The organism is Lentzea sp. NBRC 105346, assembly GCF_030269605.1.
Taxonomy (GTDB): domain Bacteria; phylum Actinomycetota; class Actinomycetes; order Mycobacteriales; family Pseudonocardiaceae; genus Lentzea.
Window position 1 is genome coordinate 841,678 of the sequence record NZ_BSTQ01000001.1, and the last position, 21,139, is coordinate 862,816.

20 protein-coding genes are annotated in these 21,139 nt (G+C 69.8%); 14 read left to right on the top strand and 6 right to left on the bottom strand.

Features of this window, described 5'->3' with window-relative positions:
- Positions 1-206 precede the first annotated feature (206 nt).
- Genes QSK35_RS03190 through QSK35_RS03200 form a run of 3 tightly spaced genes read left to right on the top strand, consistent with a single transcriptional unit; the run spans position 207 to position 3,043 of the window.
- Positions 207-1,238 (top strand): sugar ABC transporter substrate-binding protein, encoded by a 1,032-nt coding sequence (locus QSK35_RS03190; protein WP_285742022.1) that lies wholly within the window; start codon positions 207-209, stop codon positions 1,236-1,238.
- A 6-nt stretch (positions 1,239-1,244) separates the two neighbouring features.
- The gene (locus QSK35_RS03195) at positions 1,245-2,270 is read left to right on the top strand and encodes an ABC transporter permease (RefSeq protein ID WP_285742024.1); all 1,026 of its coding nucleotides are present in this window, start codon (positions 1,245-1,247) and stop codon (positions 2,268-2,270) included.
- Positions 2,267-3,043 carry an ATP-binding cassette domain-containing protein gene (locus QSK35_RS03200; RefSeq protein WP_285742026.1) on the top strand — a complete coding sequence of 259 codons (777 nt, stop codon included), beginning with the start codon at positions 2,267-2,269 and terminating at the stop codon, positions 3,041-3,043. The genes QSK35_RS03195 and QSK35_RS03200 overlap by 4 nt, the downstream gene beginning before the upstream one ends.
- 58 nt (positions 3,044-3,101) lie before the next feature.
- On the opposite strand, the gene QSK35_RS03205 is transcribed toward QSK35_RS03200, so the two are convergent.
- The 5 genes from QSK35_RS03205 to QSK35_RS03225 form a co-directional block, all read right to left on the bottom strand.
- Positions 3,102-4,301: a cytochrome P450 gene (locus tag QSK35_RS03205; protein WP_285742028.1), complete on the bottom strand. Its 1,200-nt coding sequence runs from the start codon at positions 4,299-4,301 to the stop codon at positions 3,102-3,104.
- Between the two features lie 39 nt (positions 4,302-4,340).
- Positions 4,341-5,177: an oxygenase MpaB family protein gene (locus QSK35_RS03210; RefSeq protein WP_285742030.1), complete on the bottom strand. Its 837-nt coding sequence runs from the start codon at positions 5,175-5,177 to the stop codon at positions 4,341-4,343.
- Between the two features lie 20 nt (positions 5,178-5,197).
- Complete coding sequence (locus tag QSK35_RS03215) at positions 5,198-5,950, bottom strand: SDR family NAD(P)-dependent oxidoreductase (RefSeq protein ID WP_285742031.1); 753 nt, start codon at positions 5,948-5,950, stop codon at positions 5,198-5,200.
- A complete protein-coding gene (locus QSK35_RS03220; RefSeq protein ID WP_285742034.1) occupies positions 5,947-6,567 on the bottom strand; it encodes a TetR/AcrR family transcriptional regulator in 621 nt (206 codons plus the stop codon). Before QSK35_RS03220 ends, QSK35_RS03215 begins: the two co-directional genes overlap by 4 nt.
- Positions 6,568-6,653: 86 nt before the next feature.
- Positions 6,654-7,469, bottom strand: a complete 816-nt coding sequence (locus QSK35_RS03225) for an MBL fold metallo-hydrolase (protein WP_285742036.1) — start codon at positions 7,467-7,469, stop codon at positions 6,654-6,656.
- A gap of 76 nt (positions 7,470-7,545) precedes the next feature.
- Here QSK35_RS03225 and QSK35_RS03230 point away from each other — a divergent pair, with 76 nt between their 5' ends.
- On the top strand, positions 7,546-10,683 hold the full coding sequence (locus QSK35_RS03230) for a helix-turn-helix transcriptional regulator (protein WP_285742038.1): 3,138 nt from the start codon (positions 7,546-7,548) through the stop codon (positions 10,681-10,683).
- Here QSK35_RS03230 and QSK35_RS03235 read toward each other — a convergent pair.
- Positions 10,592-11,218: an MOSC domain-containing protein gene (locus tag QSK35_RS03235; RefSeq protein ID WP_285742040.1), complete on the bottom strand. Its 627-nt coding sequence runs from the start codon at positions 11,216-11,218 to the stop codon at positions 10,592-10,594. The genes QSK35_RS03230 and QSK35_RS03235 overlap by 92 nt on opposite strands.
- Positions 11,219-11,279: 61 nt before the next feature.
- Between QSK35_RS03235 and QSK35_RS03240 the strand changes: the two genes are divergently transcribed.
- The 10 genes from QSK35_RS03240 (at position 11,280) to QSK35_RS03285 (ending at position 21,135) form a co-directional block, all read left to right on the top strand.
- Positions 11,280-12,380 carry an alkaline phosphatase family protein gene (locus QSK35_RS03240; protein ID WP_285742042.1) on the top strand — a complete coding sequence of 367 codons (1,101 nt, stop codon included), beginning with the start codon at positions 11,280-11,282 and terminating at the stop codon, positions 12,378-12,380.
- Between the two features lie 20 nt (positions 12,381-12,400).
- Positions 12,401-13,315, top strand: coding sequence for a prolyl aminopeptidase (gene pip, locus QSK35_RS03245; RefSeq protein WP_285742044.1), 915 nt, complete (start codon positions 12,401-12,403; stop codon positions 13,313-13,315).
- A complete protein-coding gene (locus QSK35_RS03250) occupies positions 13,315-13,725 on the top strand; it encodes a YciI family protein (protein WP_285742467.1) in 411 nt (136 codons plus the stop codon). The genes pip and QSK35_RS03250 overlap by 1 nt, the downstream gene beginning before the upstream one ends.
- Positions 13,722-14,897 carry an RNA polymerase sigma factor gene (locus tag QSK35_RS03255; RefSeq protein ID WP_285742046.1) on the top strand — a complete coding sequence of 392 codons (1,176 nt, stop codon included), beginning with the start codon at positions 13,722-13,724 and terminating at the stop codon, positions 14,895-14,897. Before QSK35_RS03250 ends, QSK35_RS03255 begins: the two co-directional genes overlap by 4 nt.
- Positions 14,898-14,906: 9 nt before the next feature.
- Positions 14,907-15,326 carry a VOC family protein gene (locus QSK35_RS03260; RefSeq protein ID WP_285742048.1) on the top strand — a complete coding sequence of 140 codons (420 nt, stop codon included), beginning with the start codon at positions 14,907-14,909 and terminating at the stop codon, positions 15,324-15,326.
- Between the two features lie 5 nt (positions 15,327-15,331).
- Positions 15,332-15,919, top strand: coding sequence for a DedA family protein (locus QSK35_RS03265; protein ID WP_285742050.1), 588 nt, complete (start codon positions 15,332-15,334; stop codon positions 15,917-15,919).
- 105 nt (positions 15,920-16,024) lie between these two features.
- The gene (locus QSK35_RS03270) at positions 16,025-16,891 is read left to right on the top strand and encodes an ABC transporter permease (protein WP_285742469.1); all 867 of its coding nucleotides are present in this window, start codon (positions 16,025-16,027) and stop codon (positions 16,889-16,891) included.
- A complete protein-coding gene (locus QSK35_RS03275) occupies positions 16,888-17,877 on the top strand; it encodes an ABC transporter permease (RefSeq protein ID WP_285742052.1) in 990 nt (329 codons plus the stop codon). The genes QSK35_RS03270 and QSK35_RS03275 overlap by 4 nt, the downstream gene beginning before the upstream one ends.
- 13 nt (positions 17,878-17,890) lie before the next feature.
- Positions 17,891-19,561 carry an ABC transporter substrate-binding protein gene (locus QSK35_RS03280; RefSeq protein WP_285742054.1) on the top strand — a complete coding sequence of 557 codons (1,671 nt, stop codon included), beginning with the start codon at positions 17,891-17,893 and terminating at the stop codon, positions 19,559-19,561.
- The gene (locus QSK35_RS03285) at positions 19,558-21,135 is read left to right on the top strand and encodes a dipeptide ABC transporter ATP-binding protein (RefSeq protein WP_285742057.1); all 1,578 of its coding nucleotides are present in this window, start codon (positions 19,558-19,560) and stop codon (positions 21,133-21,135) included. Before QSK35_RS03280 ends, QSK35_RS03285 begins: the two co-directional genes overlap by 4 nt.
- Positions 21,136-21,139: the final 4 nt, after the last annotated feature.

Consider the following 21,139-nt stretch of genomic DNA (forward strand, 5'->3'; position numbering starts at 1 on the left):
TCCTCCTTGTTGACCAGTAACGCTTGCGTAACGGGAACTTGTCCGCGCTTCAACTACCACGCTAGCGTCAACGTTGACTCAAGGGAATCCCGCCACGCCCGAACGGGCGGTCGATCAACGGGAATTCCATCGACGTAATCGAGTAACCAGGCCTTTTCGGCGAATCCTGGCCGGTTGCGTCAACGTTGACGTAGGAGGAGAACCTCATGTCCAAGAGAGCACTTGCGGTGTTGGCGGTGGGCCCCTTGTTGGCACTCGCCGCGTGCGGCGGCGGAGGCTCTTCGAGTGGCGGCGGCCAGCCGCTGGCGGGTCTGGTGACGAAGACCGACACCAACCCGTTCTTCGTGAAGATGAAGGAGGGCGCCGAGCAGGCGGCGAGCTCCACGGGGACGCGGCTGCAGTCGTTCGCGGGCAAGCAGGACGGCGACAACCAGTCGCAGGTCGACGCGATCGAGAACCTGATCGGCGCGGGCGCCAAGGGCATTCTGCTGACGCCCAACGACTCCAAGGCGATCGTGCCGTCGGTGGACAAGGCGCGGCAGCAGGGTCTGCTGGTGATCGCGCTGGACACGCAGCTCGAGCCGGCGGACGCCGCGGACGCGACGTTCGCGACCGACAACTTCCAGGCGGGGCTGCTGATCGGCCAGTGGGCGAAGGCGAAGTTCGGCGACAAGCAGGCGAAGATCGCGCTGCTGGACCTGAACCCGAACCAGGTGTCCGTGGACGTGCAGCGCGACCAGGGGTTCCTGCAGGGCTTCGGCGTGGACGTCAAGGACAAGAACCGGATCGGCGACGAGAGCGACCCGCGGATCGTCGGGCACGACGTGACCGACGGCGCGCCGGCGGGTGGCCGCAAGGCGATGGAGAACCTGCTGCAGAGGGATCCGTCGATCAACCTCGTGTACACGATCAACGAGCCCGCGGCGGCCGGTGCCTATGAGGCGCTGAAGGCGGCGGGCAAGGAGAAGGACGTGACGATCGTGTCCGTCGACGGCGGCTGCCCAGGCGTGCAGAACGTCAAGGGCGGCGTGATCGGCGCGACCTCGCAGCAGTACCCGTTGAAGATGGCGCAACTGGGGGTCGAGGCGATCTCGAAGTACGCCAAGGACGGCTCGAAGCCGCAGAACACGGCGGGCAAGAACTTCGTGGACACGGGCGTCACGCTGATCACCGACCAGCCGGCCGCCGGCGTGGAGTCGAAGGACTCCGCGTGGGGCCTGCAGAACTGCTGGGGGTGACGCGACATGACTTCGACTGTCGCGGCCACTCCCCCTGTTGGTGAGGAACACGTTTCGCGCTCTCCGTTGACGCGGTTGCAGCACCTGCTGCACGCGCAGGCCACGATCGGTCCCGCGGTCGTGCTGCTGCTGGCCATCATCGTGTTCGCCCTGATGTCGGACCGGTTCCTGCAGCCGGGCAACATCTCGCTGATCGTGCAGCAGGTCGCGGTCGTCGGGACGCTCGCGGTCGGCCAGACGATCATCATCCTGACCGCGGGCATCGACCTGTCCTGCGGCGCGATCATGGTGCTGACGTCGATCGTGATGGCGAAGGTGTCGGCGGAGCAGGGTGTGCCCGGTCCGCTCGCGCTGTTGCTGGGTTTCGTGATGGGCACGGTGGCCGGGCTGCTGAACGGGTTGCTGGTCACACGGTTGAAGCTCCCACCGTTCATCGTCACGCTCGGCACGCTGAACGTGTTCTTCGCGCTGAACCTCTGGTACTCCAAGAGCGCGACGATCCGCGGCACGAACATGCCGGACCTGTTGCTGTGGACGGGAAAGACGTTCACCGTGGGCGGCACTCGGATCACGTTCGGCTCGGTGATCATGCTGTTGCTGGTGGCGGTGGTGGCGTTCGTGCTGCGCAGCACCGCGTGGGGCAAGCACATCTACGCCACGGGTGACGACGCGGAGGCCTCGCGCCTGTCCGGGATCCGAACCACGCGGGTGCTGCTCAGCGCCTACATCACGGCCGGCGCGATCTACGCACTGGCGGCGTGGATCCTGATCGGCCGCATCGCGTCGGCGTCGCCGCAGGCGGGGCAGACGGAGAACCTCGACTCCATCACCGCGGTGGTGATCGGCGGGACGTCGCTGTTCGGCGGGCGGGGCGCCGTGGTGGGCTCGCTGCTCGGCGCGTTGATCGTCGGGGTGTTCCGCAACGGCCTGGCGCTCGCGGGCGTGGACGTGCTGTGGCAGACGTTCGCCGTCGGCGTGCTGATCATCGTGGCCGTGTCGATCGACCAGTGGATCAGGAAGGTGAAGCCGTGAGCACGCCGATCTTGCAGGCCCGTGGCCTGGTGAAGCGGTTCGGGAAGGTGACCGCCTTGAGCGGGGCGGACCTCGACCTGCTGCCCGGTGAGATCCTCGCGGTGATCGGCGACAACGGCGCCGGGAAGTCCAGTCTCATCAAGGCGTTGTCCGGCGCGCTGGTGCCGGACGAGGGCGAGATCCGGCTGGACGGCTCGCCGGTCTCGTTCACGACGCCGATCGACGCGCGGGACGCGGGCATCGAGACGGTGCACCAGTCGCTGGCGGTGGCGCCGTCGCTGGACATCGCGAGCAACCTGTTCCTGGGGCGGGAACGCCGCCGCAAGGGCCCGCTGGGCTCGATCCTGCGGATGACTGACCGCGCGGGGATGCGCGAGGAGGCGCGCAAACAGCTGAACTCGCTGGGGATCATGACGATCCAGAACCCCGGCCAGGCCGTGGAGACGTTGTCCGGCGGGCAGCGTCAGGCCGTGGCGGTGGCGCGGGCCGCCGCGTTCGGCAGCCGGGTGGTGATCATGGACGAGCCGACGGCCGCGCTGGGTGTGCGGGAGTCGCGGGCGGTGCTGGACCTGATCCTGCAGGTCCGCGACCGAGGGTTGCCGGTGATCCTGATCAGCCACAACATGCCGCACGTGTTCGAGGTGGCCGACCGGATCCACATCCAGCGGCTCGGGCGGCGCAAGGCGGTGGTCGACCCGAAGTCGATCTCGATGTCGGACGCGGTCGCGATCATGACGGGAGCCATGGAGCCGCCGGGCTCCGAAGCCGCCTGAGATTCCATGAGGGGAGCCTTCATGGACGTGAGGTCCATGAAGGCTCCCCTCATGGACGTCAAACGCGGATGTACAGGGCGGCGACGCCTTCGGAGAGTGGGAAGATCGGCTGCACGGCGGCCGAGACGAGCTCGACGTCGCGGGTCAACAGGATGCGGAAGCACTCGTCGGCCTCGGCCCTGGCCAGCGCGGCGCCGAGGCAGTAGTAGGTGCCCATGCCGAAGCCGATCTGCTGCCCGGCGTTCGCGCGCGTGACGTCGAAACGGTCGGGGTCCGGGTAGTGCTCGGGGTCGCGGTTGGCGGTGGCCAGGCCGAGGAAGAAGCGGGTGCCTTCGGGGAACGTCTGGCCGGCGATCTCCACCGGGGCGGCGGCGATGCGCGGGATGAACGTCGCGGGGCCGCCCATCCGCATCATCTCCTCGACCGCGCCGGGAACAAGCGACGGGTCGGCGCGCAGCAGGGCGACCTGGCCGGGGTTGTCCAGCAACAGTTTCGTGCCGTTGGCGATGAGCGAGGCGGTGGTCTCGTGGCCGGCGAACAGCAGCAGCACGCAGTTGGCGACGATCTCGGCCTCGGTGACCAGGCCGTCGCGTTCGGCGGCGGCGAAGACGGTGAGCAGGTCCTCGCGCGGCTCGAGGCGGCGGGCGTCGAGCAGGGGGCGCAGGTAGTCCTGCATCTCCAGGACGCTGCGCTGGGCCTGGGACAAGGCCTCGAAGTCCGGGCCGCCGAACAGGGCGGTGATGTCGCGCGACCACAGCTGCAGCTGCTCGCGGTCCTCCAGCGGCATGCCGAGCATCTCGGCGATCACGCTGGCGGGCAACGGGTACGCGAGGCCGGACACGACCTCCAGGTCACCGCCGGCGCGGTCGATCAACCCTTGGGTGATCTCGGCGATACGCGGGCGCAGGCCGTTGACGGTGCGCGGGGTGAAGTAGCGCTTGAGCAGGTTCTGGAATCTCTTGTGGTCCTCGGGAACGGTATGCCCCATCCAGAGCACGACCGAGTCGTACACCGGTTGCAACGCGTCACGCTGTTCGGCCGGTAACCGCTGGATGTTCTGCGTGAGTCCGGTGTTCGACAGCGCCTTGTCCTTCAGCGCGGCGGTGACGTCCGCCCGGCGCACCAGCAGGTAGGCGTTCAGCGCGGGGATCCAGGAGATCGGGGCGTCGGCGAGCAGCTGGTGCAGCAGCGGCCACGGTTGCGCCACCGGATCCAGGGGCGTGCCGATGTCGAGCGACGGAAGGTGCGCTGTGGTCATATGTCCGATGATGCCAGCGAAAACCCGTTCGCAGTTCGACTAACCGGCGGTGACCCAGCGCAGGCCGCCGACCAGGGCGTGACCGGCGAGGCGGATCGTGGTGGCCTCCGACAGCGGGAGGAACGGCAGCCGCAACGGCCAGCGCGCCCACGCGGGCAACATGCTCACCGCGGTGGCGCCGAGCACGGCGTAGGGGGCGCGGGCCAGCAACGGCAGCGGTGGTTGCAGCAGCAGGAACCGGGCGGCCTCACGGGCTTCCGGGGTGCCGCGCAGCTCTTTCCGGTACGCCGCAAGGGTTTCCGCGAGCTCGTCGCGGGTGGTGGGCGGGTCGGCGACGCCGATTCTGGTGGCGATGTGGGCCATGTCGGTGATGTAGGCGTCGCAGTCGTCGTCGGTCAACGGTTGCGCGCCGAAGCGTTGGTGGCAACGCAGGAAGCTGTCGACCTCGACCGCGTGCACCCAGGCGAGCAAGTGCGGGTCGCCCGCGCGGTAGGCGCGGCCGTCGGGCGCGGTGCCGCGGATGTGCCGGTGCACCTTGCGGACCTGGTCGACGGCGCGCTGGGCGTCCTCGGCGGTGCCGTAGGTGGTGACGCCGATGAAAGCGCTGGTGCGTTGCAGCCGGCCCCACGGGTCGGTGCGGTAGTCCGAGTGTTGTGCGACGGCGGCCATCGCCAACGGGTGCAGCGACTGCATCAGCAACGCGCGCAGCCCGGCGACGAACATCGCGGCGTCGGCGTGCACATGACGGATCGGCCGGTCCTCGGCGAACCAGCGCGGGCCGGGCGTCTCGTGGATGCGCCGCGCGATGGCCTCGCCGTCGGGGCCGGCCACCATGGAGAACAGACCGGCGCCCAGCCGATCCCGCAAGGTGGTCACCAGGCCATACTCCCCCACCCTCAGCGCAGGTAGGAAGCTCCGTTCAGGTCGATGATCGTTCCGCTGGCCCACTGCGCCTCGGGGGTGGCCAGCCACGCGACCGCGGACGCGACCTCCTCCGGTTCGGCGACCCGGCCGAACGGGCTCTGCGCGCGGATCGCGCCACCGTCCGGTCCGGCGAGCAGGTCCACGGCCATCTCGGTGTTCACGAACCCCGGCGCGACGCCGGCGCATGCGATTCCGTGTGGTGCCAACGCGATCGCGAGCGACTGGGTCATCGAGTGCACCGCGGCCTTCGACGCGCCGTAGGCCGGGGCGTCGGGCTCACCGCGGAACACGCCGCGCGAGCCGACCGTGATGACCTTCGCGCCGCCGGGTCCCTCGGGGCGGTGCAGCAGGTGGTCGACGACGCACCAGGTCGTGTTGGCGACGCCGTGGGTGTTGATGTCGATCGTGCGCCGCCACGCGGCCTGCCAGTCCTCGTAGGAGGACGTGATCGGGTGGTGGAAGTAGACGCCGGCGTTGTTGATCAGCACGTCGATTCCGCCGAGTTCGGCGACGGCTTTGGCGACGAACTCCTTGACCTGCACGGGATCGGCGACGTCGCCGGTGACGACGGTGTGGCCGGTGCCGGGCAACGCGTCCACGACGGCGCGCGCCTGCTCGACGCCGGTGCGGCAGTGCACCGCGACGGCGTGGCCCGCCCCGGCGAGCGCCGTGCTGATGGCGGCGCCGATGCCGCGCGATCCACCGGTGACCAGTGCGCGCCTCATGGATTTCCCTCTCGTTTCGGACCGTACGCGGCCAGGAACACGCGCACGGCCTCGTCGGCGAACCGTTCGAGCTCCGCTTTGGGGAACGGCTCGTCGCCGGGCGTGAACATGGCCCTGTTCATGGGGCTGGACAACACGAGCGACGTGAGGTGCTGCGCGGCGAGGCAGGCGTCGGTGATCTCGAGCAGACCGGCCAGCGCCTCGAAGCGGGCGGCGAACACGCGTTCCGGTGAGCTTTCGCGCCAGGCACGCGCCACCTCCGGAAACCGGTCGGCCGCGCCGATGATCATGCGCCGCTGCCGGACGAGGTGCGGGGCCATCAGGGTGGTGATCATCAGGCGGGCGATCTCGCGGAGGTGTGCGGCGACGTCGCCGTTGTCCGGCAACGCCTCCACCGCCTCCCGTGCGCGGGCCCTGGTCTGCTCGATGTCGCCGAGGACGATGCCGGTGAACAGCCGTTCCTTGTCGGCGAAGTGCTTGTAGACGGTCTGCTTCGACACCGACGCGAGCGAGGCGACCTCGTCCATGCTCGCGCCCGCATAGCCGCTGCGCAGGAACACCTGGCGGGCGGCCTCCACGATCGCCCGCCGCTTGCGCGCCGACCGGCTGTCCTCCATGGCCAGGGGATGGTACTGGACCGTCCAGTACTCATCGCGGTGTCAGGTTTGTCGCACGGTTCCGGGCGCCAGGCGATTTGCCCGGTTCACCGCCAGCGCTGGACGCCTCTGGCCCCCATTTCGAACACGGCGCCGCCGGGAAAGTGCGCCGGTAGCACCAATGCGGTGTGGTCCCGGCACCACTCGAGCGTCGCCTTCCGGGACTTCGTGGCGTTCGCGGGGTCCTCGTCGAACGACGGGCAGCACTCCGGTTCGTCGATCTGGAGCGGACTGTGCAGCAGGTCGCCGACGAACACCGCGGTCTCGTTCTTCGATTTGAGGGTGAGGATCGCGGACCCCGGCGTGTGACCGGGCGCCTCCGACAGGCGCAGGTTGCCGTCGATGTCGTAGCGGTCCTCCCACAGCACGGTCTGGTTCTTCACCGGCAGCACGCTGTCCTCGAAGACGTTCTGCATGCGGCGGTTGTGGTTGCGGTCCGGGTGGTAGAACTCGAAGTCGGCGCGCGGCATCAGGTGCGTGGCGTTCGGGAATGTCGGCACCCATTCGCGGTTGTGCAGATACGTGTTCCAGCCGACGTGGTCGCCGTGCAGATGCGTGTGCACGACCAGGTCGACCTCCTCCGGGTCGAGCTGCTCGAGGAACTTCGTGTCGTGGTGGGCGAAGAGCGGCATGTACGGGCGTTCCTTGTGGTTGCCGATGCCGGTGTCGACGAGGATGGTCCGGCCTCCGCTGCGCACCAGCCACGTCTGCACGCCCCCGAGCACCGCGTCGTGCTCCGCGTCGTAGAACTTCCGGAACTCGCTTCCCGGCGTGTCCGGGAAGATCAGCTCACGCGGCATCGGCGCCGTGTCGTGCTCGGTCACGCGGGTGATCTCGACGTCGCCCAGGATGATCGTTTCCATGCCGCCGAGTCTCGGCGTCGTACTGGTTGAGCGGTATCAGCATCATGACCGCACTTCGTGACTTACTCTCCCCCGCGTGAGGGACGACGAGACCGCCGCGGTGCTCGGCGTGGAGAGCGGCGCGCTGGTCGTCACCGGCGAGCCGGGCTCCGGCAAGAGCACGCTGCTGTCGCTCGCGGCCGCCCAGTCGTCCCGGCTCGTGCTGTCCACCTCCGGTGTGCCCAGCGAGACGAACCTGCCGTTCGCCGGTCTGCACCACCTGCTGTCCGGCGCCGATCTGGCCTCGCCAGACCGGCTTTTCGTTGGACTCGGCGTGCTGTCGCTCCTGTCGTCGCTCGCTCCTGTGCTCGTCGTCGTCGACGACGTGCAGTGGCTCGACCGCGAGTCGCGCGACGCGCTGGTGTTCGCCGGACGGCGGATCTTCGACGAGCAGGTCACCCTGCTGATGGCATCGCGGGAAGCGGTGCCTGGGCTGCCTTCCGTGCGGCTGGCGCCCCTGTCCGCGCACGAGGCCAACTGGTTGCTCGACCAGCAGCCGCGGCCGCCGCGCGGCCAGCGGCGGATGCGGATCCTCACGCAGGCCGCCGGCAACCCGCTGGCGTTGATCGAGCTGTCGCGGGTGGAGAGCGGGGACGAGCCGCTGGTGCCGCTCACCGAGCGGCTCGAGTCGCTGTTCGCGGCTGAGCTGCGGGCGCTGCCCGAGGCGTGCCGGTACGCGCTGTTGCTGGCGGCCGCCTCGGAGACGCCGTCGGCGGGCCGTTCACCGCGGGCGGGGGCCGAAAATGTCAGACCCTTCTGGCAGAGTGAAAACCGGGGGTCCCCCTGGGCGGGGGACTCCGCGGCAGCCGTCGGCGGGTCCGGCGTCGGACGCGGCTGGCTGGGTAAGAAGCGGGGGGCCATCAAGGCTTCTGCGGCGGCCGACCCCGGAATCGTCAGCCCGCATCAGCGAAGTGAACCCTCGCATGTCAGGCCAGCCATCGCTGAGCTCGGAACCGACGGTCCCCACTGGCAAGGTGAACCCTCGCAAGCTGGACCGGCCATCGCCGAACCCGGAACCGACGGCTCACACCGGCAACGTGAACCCTTGCAAGCCAGACCAGCCATCGCCGAACCTGGCACTGTCGACGCCGACCGGCGAAGTGAACCCCCGCAAGCTGGGCCAGCCATCGCCGAACCCGATGGCCTCCACCGGCAAAGTGAACCCCCGCAAGTCAAGCCCGCCATCGCCGACCTGGGAACCAACGGTCCTCACCAGCAAAGCGCGGCTCCGCAAGCCGGGCCAGCCATCGCCGGTCCCGGAACCGATGGCTCCCACCGGCAAGATGCAGCCCCGCACGCCGGACCCACCATCGCCGGACCCGGAACTGTCAGACCCGTCTGGGAGAATGAAAACCGGGGGTCCCCAGCGCCGGGGGACCTCTTCGCGCCGTTGCGCGCCGACGACCTCGCCCCCGCCGAACGCGCCGGCCTCATCCGCGTCACCGCAGGTCGCGTCCACTTCCGTCACCCGCTCGTCCGCGCCGCCGCCTACCACTCCGCCCCGCTCGCCACCCGCCGCCAAGCCCACCGCGAGCTCGCCCAGGCCACCACGGGTGACCGCCGCGCCTGGCACCGGGCCGCCGCCGCGGACCAGCGCGACGAAGACGTCGCCGCCGACCTCGAACGCACCGCCACCCAGGCCTGGCAGACCGGCGGCTACGCGGCCGCGGCGACCGCACTCGAACGAGCAGCCGAACTGAGCCCCGCGCCCTACGACGCCGCGCGCCGACTCGTTCTGGCCGCCGATGTCGCGGTGCTGACCGGACAGGCCCACTGGGTCGATCACCTCGCCGCCAAGGTCGACGGCCTCACCACCGACCGCACCCTGCGCGCGAAGGCCGCCCTGCGCCGAGGCCAGGCGCGCGCGCTCACCACTGGACACACCGAAGCGCTCGAACTCCTCCGCGAAGCCGCCCGCGAACCCGAGATCGCCCACCTCGCCCGCACCACCGCCGCGGCGGCCGCGTTCTACGCCGGCGACACCGGCCGGCTCGACCACGACGACGACCCGTGGATCAAGGCCGTCCTCAACCCCCATCGGGACCGCGACGAACTCACCAAAGCCCTGTCAACACTCGAAAATCACGACCGGACCGCGGTCGGCGCCATGGCCTGGCTGCTCGACGAGACCCGCGAAGCCGTGCGCATCTTCGACGACGCCCTGCACCGCTGGCGCGCGTCCGGGCAACTGCCCAGCGGACTCGGCTGCGGCGCCGGCTGGGCCTACCTCGACCACGGCCGCTGGGCGCAGGCCCGGCTCGCCGCCGAAGGCGCGAAACAGTTCGCCGCCGAGGCCGGCCTCGACCACCTCGGTGCGGCCGCGAAGGTGCTCGACGCCGGCGTCGACGCCCTCACCGGCAACATCGGCAAAGCCCGCGACCAGATCGCCAGGGCACTCACCGAGATCGACCCGTGGCGCAGCCGCGCGATCGGCGTGCGCGCCCGCTGGGTTCTCGGCATGGCCGCGGTCGCCAAGGGCGACCACGAGTCGGCCTGGGAACAGTTCCGCCTGCAGTTCACCGCCGACGGCGAACCCGTGCACTACTTCTGGTCCTACCACGCCCTCGGCGAGCTCGGCGCGGCCGCCGCACGCGTCGGCAAACACCAGGAAGCACGGGAAATCGTCCAACGGGCCCAGAAACAGGTGGAATCACCGCGTCTGCACGCGTTGATCCACCGCGCGAAGGCGCTGCTGTCCACCGAGGAGAGTCACTTCCACCACGCCGTCGACGGCACCGAGCAATGGCCCTTCGAACGCGCGCAGGCGCTGCTCGACTTCGGCGAATGGCTGCGCCGCGAACGCCGCATCGTCGAAGCCCGGCCGCTGCTCACCGAAGCCAAGAACCTGTTCCGCGCCCTCGGCGCCGAACCCTGGACACACCGCGCCCAGGCCGAGCTCCGCGCGGCGGGCGCCGAACCGGAACCCGTCACGCCGCACGCCCTCAACACGCTTTCCCCGCAACAGCAACAGATCGTGCGGCTCGCCGCGCGGGGACTGAGCAACCGCGAGATCGGCGAACGCATGTTCCTCTCACCGAAGACCGTCGCCTCGCACCTCTACCGCAGCTACCCCAAGCTCGGCGTCACCGGACGCGCCCAGCTACGTGACCTCGTAGATCCGCCGCCAGCGCCGGCAGATCCAGCAGCCGCGGCAACAGCTCCGCCTCACCCGTGATCGCCCGGAACACCGCCGCCACCGACATGCCGTGCCCCGGCCGCGACAGCACCTCGACGTCGTCGCCCGCGCACACCGTGCCCGGCGTGATCACCCTGAAGTAGGCGCCGGGGCGACAGGCCTCGACGAACGTCTTCACCCACTTCTCCCGCCCCAGCCACGCCGCGAACGTCCGGCACGGGATCCGCGGCTGCGACACCTCCAGCACCGCCGAACCGACCCGCCACCGCTCACCGATCTCAGCGCCGCTCACGTCCACGCCGGACACGGTCAGGTTCTCCCCGAACATCCCGTTGGTGAACGCCGGATCCCAGAAGTCCAGATCCTCCCGCGCATACGCGTACACCGCCTTGTCCGGTCCACCGTGGACAGACGCGTCGGCGATCTCGTCACCACCGACCCCGGACCGCCCCCGCTCCGGCACCCCGACCGCCACCGGCCCCTCGACCGGCCGCTTGTCGATACCGGACACGCCCATCGTCGTCGCCGCCCGCGGACGAAGGCCCCCTGCGTTCACCGAGAGAAGAGTCCCCATGACCCCACGGTAGATCCCGCCCCAACCGGTTTTCCATGGTCCGGACCGCTATGGTCCGCTGATGCCCACCCTCGCCGACGTGGTCCCGTCGCTGCTCGCCGGCCTCGACGTCCCCGGCACGACCAACCACCTGAACCTCCCCGCCGCCCGCCGAGCGTGCCTGCTGCTGGTCGACGGCCTGGGCTGGGAACTGCTGCGCACCCACGCCGACGATGCGCCCTTCCTCAGCTCACTCGAAGGCGGACCGGTCACCGCGGGCTTCCCCGCCACCACCGCGGCGAGCCTCGGCACGATCGGCACCGGCGTCCCGTCCGGCGAACACGGCCTCGTCGGCTACACCTTCGCGGTCTCCGACGACGTGCTGCTCGACGCCCTGCGCTGGAACCACCACGGCACCGACCTCGACCTGCGCGGCCTGTTCGTCCCCGAGGAGCTGCAGCCGCGTCGAACGGCGTTCGAGATTGCCGAACAGGCGGGCGTCGCCGTGCACGTCGTCACCGGACACGAGTTCGCCGGCAGCGGCCTTACCCGCGCCGCACTGCGCGGCGGCCGGTTCGACGGTGTCTTCGCACTCGGCGACCTCGCCCACCGAACGCTGGACGCACTCGGCGAGGACCGCTCCTTCTGCTACGCCTACCACGCCGACCTCGACAAGCTCGGCCACCTGTACGGGCCGGGCTCCGAACCGTGGCGAATGCAGCTCGGCTTCGTCGACCGGCTCGCCCGCACGATCGCCGAACGCATGCCGCCCGACGCGCTGCTCGTCGTGACCGCCGACCACGGAATGGTGACCGTCGACGACCGCATCGACTTCGACGCCCATTCGACATTGCAGAACGGCGTTCGACTACTCGGCGGCGAAGCGCGCTACCGGCACGTGTACACCGACGTCCCGGACGACGTGCTCGCCACGTGGCGCGGCGTCCTCGGGGACAAGGCCGACCTCGCGTCGCGGGACGAGGCGATCGCCCTGGGCTGGTTCGGACCGGTCGTCGCCGACCACGTCCGGCACCGCATCGGCGACATCGTCGTGGCCATGCGCGGCACCCACGGCATCGTCCGCAGCGTCGCCGAACGCCGGGTGAGCCGGTTCGTCGGGCATCACGGCTCGTTCTCGTCAGCCGAGCAGCTGGTGCCGATACTGACTTTCAGTCAACACTGAAGCAATAGTGGGGGAAATAGATGATCGACGATCACGGGCTGCTCGACGTCGGCGACGGCAACCACGTCTATTGGGAGACGTGCGGCGCCCCGGACGGCAAGCCCGCGCTCTTCGTGCACGGCGGACCGGGCTCAGGCTGTTCGCCCAGGTCGCGCAACGTGTTCATCCCGCACGGGTTCCGCGGCATCCTGTTCGACCAGCGCGGCTGCGGCCGCAGCATCCCGCACGCCGCGGGCCCGGACGTGGACATGAGCGTCAACACGACGTGGCACCTCGTCGAGGACATGGAGAAGCTGCGCGAACACCTCGGTGTCGAGAAGTGGCTGCTCTATGGCGGGTCGTGGGGCTGCACGCTGATCCTGGCGTACGCGCAGAAGTACCCGCACCGCGTGTCGGAGATCGTCATGGCCTCGATCACCAGCGGCCGGCGCGCCGAGAGCGACTGGCTCTACCGCGGCGCGGCGCGGTTCTTCCCCGAGGAGTGGGCACGGTTCCGCTCGCTCGTATCGTCGGACGACGTCATCTCGGAGTACTCACGCCTCATGGAACACCCCGAGACGAGGGCCGGCGCCGCGGCGGAGTGGTCACGCTGGGAGGACGTCGTCGTCTCGCGCGAGCCGGGCGCCAGGCCGAACATGTACAGCGACAAGGACGAGGACGCGCTGATCGCGTTCGCCCGGATCACCTCGTGGTACTGCGCCCACGGCGCCTGGCTGGAGGAAGGACAGCTGATCGGGAACGCCGACCGGCTCGCGGGCATCCCCGGCGTCCTGGTGCACGGCCTGCTCGACCTCAGCTGCCCGTTCAACACCGCGTGGGAGCTGGCGAAGGCCTGGCCGGACGCCGAACTCGTCGCGTTGCCGAACACCGGTCACCAGGCCACCGACGAGCGCCGCGACACGATGCGCCGGGCAATGGAGAAATTCTCGGCGTGATGGTGTCGATCCAGCGCGACGCCGTTCGTGTGGAGGGTGAGGACAAGGAGGCGACCATGCAGTACGTGCTCAACGTGATCGAACCCGCCCACGAACCCGGCGACATCCCGCCGCCCGAGGTACTCGAACCGATCATGAAGAACGTCCAGCTGCTCGAGCGGGAGATGAAGGACGCCGGCGTGTGGGTCTTCTCCAGCTCGCTCGCGCACCCCGCGACCTCGACCGTCGTGCGCGTGAACGACGGCGAGGTGCTGCTGACCGACGGGCCGTTCGCCGAGGGCAAGGAGCACATCGGCGGGTTCACCCTCATCGAGGCCGGCGACCTCGACGAGGCGCTGCGCTGGGCCCGCAGGTCCGCCGAGCTGATCGGCCTGCCGATCGAGGTGCGTCCCACCCAGGGCGTGCATTGACCATCGGAAAAGTCTTCCGCGAGGAGTACGGCCGCGCGGTGTCCGTGCTGGTCCGCGTCTTCGGCGACATCGACGTCGCCGAGGAGGCGGTCCAGGACGCCTTCGCCGAGGCCGTGAAGCGGTGGCCCACCGACGGGCCGCCGCCCTCACCCGCGGGCTGGATCATCACGACCGCCCGCAACAAGGGCATCGACCGCCTGCGCCGCGAGTCCACAAGGGACGATCGCCACCGGCAGGCGATGCTCGTTCACGCGCAGGAAGAACCGATGGAGGTGGGTCCCGTGCGCGACGAACGCCTGCGGCTCATCTTCACCTGCTGTCACCCCGCGCTCGGCCCGGCCGCCCGCGTCGCGCTGACGTTGCGGCTGCTCGGCGGCCTCACCACCGCGGAGATCGCGCAGGCGTTCCTCGTGCCGGAAACCACGATGGCGCAACGGATCGTGCGCGCGAAGCACAAGATCCGCGACGCGCACATCCCCTACCGGGTACCGGAGGACGCGGACTTGCCCGACCGCCTGCGGGCCGTTCTCGCCGTGCTGTACCTGATCTTCAACGAGGGCTACAGCTCCACCCGCGACGACCTGTGCGCCGAGGCGATCCGGCTGGCCCGGCAGCTCGGCGACCTGATGCCCGACGAGCCCGAGGTCCAGGGCCTGCTCGCGTTGATGCTGCTCACGCAGTCCCGGCGCGCGGCCCGCTTCGACGCCGCGGGCGGCCTGGTGCTGCTCGCCGACCAGGACCGGTCATTGTGGGACCGCGACCTGATCGCCGAGGGGCAGCGGATCGTGCGCCGCTGCCTGCGCCGCGACCAGCCCGGCCCGTACCAGATCCAGGCCGCGATCAACGCCGTGCACAGCGACGGGCCGGCCACCGACTGGACGCAGGTCGTCGCGCTCTACGACCAGCTCTTGACGTTCACCCCGACGCCTGTCGTGGCACTCAACCGGGCCGTGGCGGTCGCGGAGATCGAGGGCCCTGAGACCGCGCTCGCCCTCGTCGACGAGCTCGACCTGCCGCGCTACCACCTGTTCCACGCCGTGCGCGCCGACCTGCTGCGCCGCCTCGGCCGGGCGGCGGACGCGGCCGAGGCGTACGAGCGCGCGATCGCGTTGACCTCGCAGGACGCCGAACGCGACCTGCTCCGCAGGCGGCTGGGAGCCCTGAGTTCCTAACATGCGGGTATGCCCGATATCCCACGCTTCCACCTGGCCGTTCCCGTCGACGACCTCGCCGCCGCGCGCCACTTCTACGGCGAGGTCCTCGGCCTCGCCCAGGGCCGCAGCTCCGACACCTGGGTCGACTGGAACCTCGACGGCCACCAGTTCGTCACCCACCTCGCGCCGGAACGGGCGCAGCGGATCCACAACCCGGTCGACGGCCACGACGTACCGGTCCCCCACTTCGGCCTGATCCTCACCGTCCCCAAGTTCCACGAGCTCGCCGACCGGCTGCGCGCCGCCGGCACCGAGTTCGTGATCGAGCCGTACGTGCGGTTCGAAGGGCAGACCGGTGAGCAGTGGACGATGTTCCTGCTCGACCCGGCGGGCAACGCCCTGGAGTTCAAGGCGTTCGCCGACGACTCACAGGTGTTCGCGAGCTGACCGCCGTGCTCGACTTCCTCCGGAACCTGCCGCCCGGCCTGGTCCTCACGCTGGTCTTCCTGATCCCGGCGCTGGAGGCGTCGACCATGCTGGGCGTGATCTTCCCCGGCGAGGTGACCATCCTCGTCGGGGGCGCGGTCGCCCACGCGGGCGGGGTTCCACTGTGGAGCGTGATCACGGCGGGAGTCGCCGGCGCGATCCTGGGCGATCTGACCGGATACCTCGTCGGCCGCAGGTACGGCCGCCGCCTCATCCCCAGGAAGATCAGTCCGCAGAAGATCGACAAGGCGGCCGAGTTCATCCGGGAACGCGGTGGCCCGGCCGTCTTCCTGGGCCGCTTCACCGCGCTGCTCAGGGCACTCGTCCCCGGCGTGGCCGGCATCAGCGGCATGACACCGGCCAGGTTCCTGCCGTACAACGCCGCGGGCGGTGTGGTGTGGGCCACGGGTGTGACGTTGATCGGCTACGCGGCGGGCGCCAGCCTGAAGCTCGCCGAGCAACGCCTGGGCCTGGCCAGCGAGATCACGCTCGCCGTGCTCGTCGTCGCGGGAACGGCGATTTGGCTCCGGGCCAGACGGGTTCCCAGATCGTGAGAGCTGGTCTGGGCCTGTCCCGCTGATGCTTAGGGTGAGCGCGCCCTCCCGCTCCCCCTAGGCAGGTAATCGTTGTCAGCTCCACTAGCGCGCTCGGTCGTGACGATGCTGCGCCGCGACCGCTGGGCGTTCGCCGGCGCGGTGACGATCGTCCTCATCGGACTCGTCGCGCTCGGCGGCACCGCGCTGACGGCTCTGGCCGGGCAGGACCCGTACACCTACCACCCCGAGGCGCTCGATCCACAGACCGGCGGGCCCGCGGGCCTGCTCGGCGGGATCAGCGGCACGCACTGGTTCGGCGTCGAGCCGCTCACCGGGCGGGACCTGTTCGCGATCGTCGTGCACGGCACGCGCACGTCGTTCCTCATCGGGTTGGCCGCCACGGCGCTGTCGGTCGTGCTGGGGGTGCTGATCGGTGCGGCCGCCGGGTACCTGGGCGGGTGGACGGACCGGATCATCACGTGGGTCGCGGACGTCTTCCTCGGGTTCCCGTACCTGGTGTTCATGATCGCGATCGGCCTCGTGGCGCCGCCGAGTATTCCAAAGCAGGTGCTGCTGATCGTGGTGATCGGGTTCTTCGGCTGGCCGTCGGTGGCACGGATCGTGCGGGCTCAGACGCTCACGCTGAAGAAGCGGAGCTTCGTCGCGGCGGCGCGCGTGCTCGGCGCGAGCCCCTGGCAGGTGTTCCGCACCGACCTGCTGCCGAACCTGTGGGCGCCGATCATCGTCGTGGCAACGTTGTCGGTACCCGGCAAGATCGGCCTGGAGGCCGCGCTGTCGTTCCTCAACGTCGGCGTGCCGCCGCCGACGCCGAGCTGGGGGCGGTCGATCTTCAGCGCGATCCAGTGGGTCGCCACCGACCCGATGTACCTGATCTTCCCCGGTGCCGCGCTGTTCCTGACCACGTGGGCGTTCAACGTCTTCGGCGACGGGCTGCGCGACGCGATCGACCCCAAGGGCGGCGTCCGATGACCAAGCTCGTGGCGACCAGGCTCGCCGGGATGCTGCTGGTGCTGCTCACCGTGGCGTTCTGCACCTTCGTCGTGTTCTACCTGGTGCCGTCGGACCCCGCGCAGCTCGCGTGCGGCCGGCCGTGCACCGAGCAGAACCTCGCGCTGGCGCGGGAGTTCATGGGCCTGGACGAGTCGTGGTGGCAGCAGTTCCTGGACTTCCTCACCGGCATCTTCGCGGGCCGCACGTTCGGCACCGGAGCGACCGCGATCCACTGCGCGGCACCGTGCTTCGGCTACTCGTTCCAGCAGAACACCGACGTGGTCACGCTGATCGCCGACCGCGTGCCGGTCACGTTCTCGCTCGCGTTCGGCGCCGCGGCGATCTGGCTGGTGTTCGGTGTCGGACTCGGCGTGCTGGCGGCGTTGCGCAAGGACACGCCGATCGACCGGATCACGCTGGCCGGCTCCGTCGCCGGGGTGTCGGCGCCGGTGTACCTGGTGGGGCTGCTGGGGATTCTGCTCTTCGGCTTCACCCTCGACGTCGTGCCGGTCGGCGGGTACGTGGCGTTCGCCGAGAGCCCGCTCGACTGGGCGTGGCGGCTGATCCTGCCGTGGTGCGTGCTGGCGTTCGCGCACGCGGCGTTCTACGTGCGGCTGGTCCGGTCGTCGATGCTGGAGACGCTCAACGAGGACTTCATCCGCACCGCGCGGGCGAAGGGCGTGCGGGAGTCCACTGTGGTCGGTAAGCACGCGCTGCGCAACGTGTTGCTGCCCGTCGTCACGCTCGTCGGCATCGACCTCGGCGGGCTGCTCGGCGGCGCCGTGATCACCGAGAGCGTGTTCAGCCTGCCGGGGCTCGGCGGACTGCTGATCGACGCGGTGCACCAGCGCGACCTGCCGCTCGTGCTCGGCTGCACCTTGTTCGCGGGCTTCCTGGTCGTCGTGGCGAACACGCTCGTCGACCTCTGCTACGGCGTGCTCGATCCCCGAGCACGGCTCACCTGAGGGGAGAAACCCGGTGTACCGAAAGAAGATTCTCGCCGCTGCGCTGACCGTGCTCGCGGTCGCCGCGTGTGGCGCGAACGACCAGAAACCCGCGGGTGGGCAGGCCGCCAAGGCCGAGAAGGGCGGCACGCTCTTCATCCTCAGCGAGGGCAAGACCCAGAACTACGACCCCGCGAAAAGCTCGAGCCTCGCGATCACCTCGCTCGGCCTCGTGCACCGCAGGCTCACCGGGTGGCTCAACGCCGAAGGCAAGGAGGCGAAGGTCATCCCCGACCTCGCCGACACCGGCAAGGCCTCCGACGACGGCAAGACGTGGACGTTCGCCCTCAAGGAGGGCCAGAAGTTCCACGACGGCACGCCGATCACGTCCGCCGACGTGAAGTGGGGCGTCGAGCGGTCGTTCGCGCCCGCGTTCTCCGGCGGCCTCGGCTACCACAAGCAGCTGCTCGTCGGCGGTGCCGACTACCGGGGCCCGTTCGAGGGCAAGGAGCTCGACTCGATCGAGACACCGGACGCGAAGACGATCGTCTTCCACCTCACCCGGCCGTACGGCGACTGGCCGTGGATCGCGTCGATGCCCGCGTTCGCACCGGTGCCGAAGGGCAAGGGCGCCGAGCCCGACTACAGCGAGCACCCCTTCGCCTCCGGCCCCTACCAGGTGGCCGAGTACAAGAAGGGCGTCGAGGTCAAGCTGACCCGCAACCCCAGCTGGGACAAGGCGACCGATGAGATCCGCGGCGGCCTGCCGGACCAGATCCTGATCAAGCTCGGCCTCGACGCCTCCGTCGTCTCGCAGCGGCTCGTGGCGGACTCCGGCGACGACCAGTTCGCGTTCGGCTCGTCGTTCGCCTCGCCCGCGCAGCTCTCGCAGATCCAGACCAACGCCTCGGCCAAGCAGCGGCTGGTCACGTCGAAGACCGGCGCGCTCGCCTACCTCGCGCTGAACACCCAGAAGGGCCCGCTGGCCAACCCCAAGGTGCGGCAGGCCTTCCAGTACGCGGTCGACAAGTCGTCCTACCAGATCGCGTCGGCGGGCAACGCCGCGCTGGCCGGTGAGGCCGCGACGACGTTGATCACGCAGGGCATCGCGGGCCGCGAGCAGTTCGACCTGTACTCCGCGCCGCCGAACGGCGACCAGGAGAAGGCGAAGAAGCTGCTCGCCGAGGCCGGGTTCCCGAACGGCCTGGAGAACCTCGACTTCGTGTTCAACAAGGACAACAACTACACGGAGAAGGCGCAGGCCGTGCAGGCCGCGCTGCTCAAGGCGGGCATCAAGGTCAACCTCCGGCCGCTCGAGTCCGACGCGTACGAGGCCGAGACGAGCCTCGCCAAGGACGCGAAGTACGACCTGACGCTCGCGTCCTGGCAGCCCGACTTCCCCAGCGCCAACGCCAACATCCAGCCGCTGTTCCAGTCGTCCGAGATCGGTGGCGGCGGTTACAACATCTCGCGGTACAACAATCCCGCGGTGGACAAGCTGATCGAGGAGGCACAGGCCACCATCGACCCCGCCGAGGCGGGCAAGAAGTGGGCTGCGATCGACCGGAAGATCCTCGAGGACTCCCCCGTGGTGCCGTTGATCTACACGCGGAACTCGTTCCTGCACGGTTCGAAGGTCGGCGACTTCTTCATCGCCGACTTCCCCGCCTACCCCAACTACCTGCAGGTGGGTATCACCAAGTGAGCCTCTTGTCGGTCGAGTCCGTCTCGGTGGACTTCGGCGGCACCCCGGCGGTCAGGGACGTCTCGTTCGCCCTGGCCGCCGGGGAGGTCCTCGCCGTCGTCGGGGAATCGGGCTCGGGCAAGACCGTGACGGCGATGTCGCTGCTGGGGTTGCTGCCGCGCACGGCGTCCGTGCGCGGCCGCGCGTTGCTGAACGGGCGCGACCTCTTCTCGTTGTCACCGCAAGTGCTGCGTTCGGTACGCGGCAACGAGGTCGGCCTGGTCTTCCAGGAGCCGATGAGCGCGCTCAACCCGGTGTTCACCATCGGGGCGCAGATCGTCGAGGCGGTGCGCGCCCACCGGTCCTGTACGCGCGCACAGGCTCGTTCGCGCGCGTTGGAGCTGTTGCGGCTGGTCGGTCTGCCGGTCGAACGTTTCAAGGCATACCCGCACGAGATGTCCGGCGGGCAGCTGCAGCGCGTGGTGATCGCGATGGCCGTCGCGAACGAGCCGTCGCTGCTCATCGCCGACGAACCAACGACCGCGCTGGACGTCACCGTGCAGGCCGAGATCCTGGACCTGCTGCGGGACCTGCGCGGGCGGCTGGACGCGGCGATCCTGCTGATCACGCACGACATGGGCGTCGTCGCGGACCTCGCGGACCGGGTCGTCGTCATGCGCGACGGCGTGGTCGTCGAGACCGGTGACGTCGAGCCGCTCTTCGCCGCACCCCAGGCGGAGTACACGCGGCAGCTGCTGGGATCCGTGCTGTCGGTCGGTTCCGCCCCCGCTCGCGCCGCTGTCTCGTCGGAACCCGTGCTGCGGTTGTCCGACGTTTCGGTGCGGTACAAGAAGATTCACGCCGTGTCGTCGGTGTCGCTGGAGATCGGCCGGGGCGAGGTGCTCGGGCTGGTCGGCGAGTCGGGGTCGGGCAAGAGCTCGATCGCCGGTGCGATCACCGGGCTGGTGCCGTCGTTCACCGGCTCGATCACCCTCTCCGGCGAGGACATCTCCCGGTTGCGCGGCCGGGCGTTGAAGGAACTGCGCGGCCGGATCGGGCTGGTGTTCCAGGACCCGCTGTCGTCGTTGAACCCGCGGGCCACCATCGCGCGGTCGATCGCCCAGCCGCTCTTGCTGCACACCTCGTTGCGCGGTACGGCGTTGTCCTCGCGCGTCGCGGAACTGCTGGAACGGGTGCACCTCGACCCCGCGTTGGCGGAGCGCTACCCACACGAACTGTCCGGTGGCCAGCGGCAGCGCGCCGGCATCGCACGGGCCATCGCGCTCGACCCGGACCTGCTGATCGCCGACGAGCCGACGTCGGCGCTCGACGTGTCCGTGCAGGCCAAGATCCTGGACCTGTTCCGGGAGCTGCAGCGGTCGCTGCGGTTCGCGTGCCTGTTCATCAGCCACGACCTGGCGGTGGTCGAACAGCTGGCGGATCGGGTCGCGGTGCTGTACGACGGCCGTGTGGTCGAACAAGGCACCGAGGTGTTCTCCGCTCCCGCCGAGCCCTACACGCGCCGCCTGATCGCGGCGGCACCGATCGCGGATCCCGTTGCGCAGCGGGTCCGCCGGGCGATGCTGAATACCTGAGGAT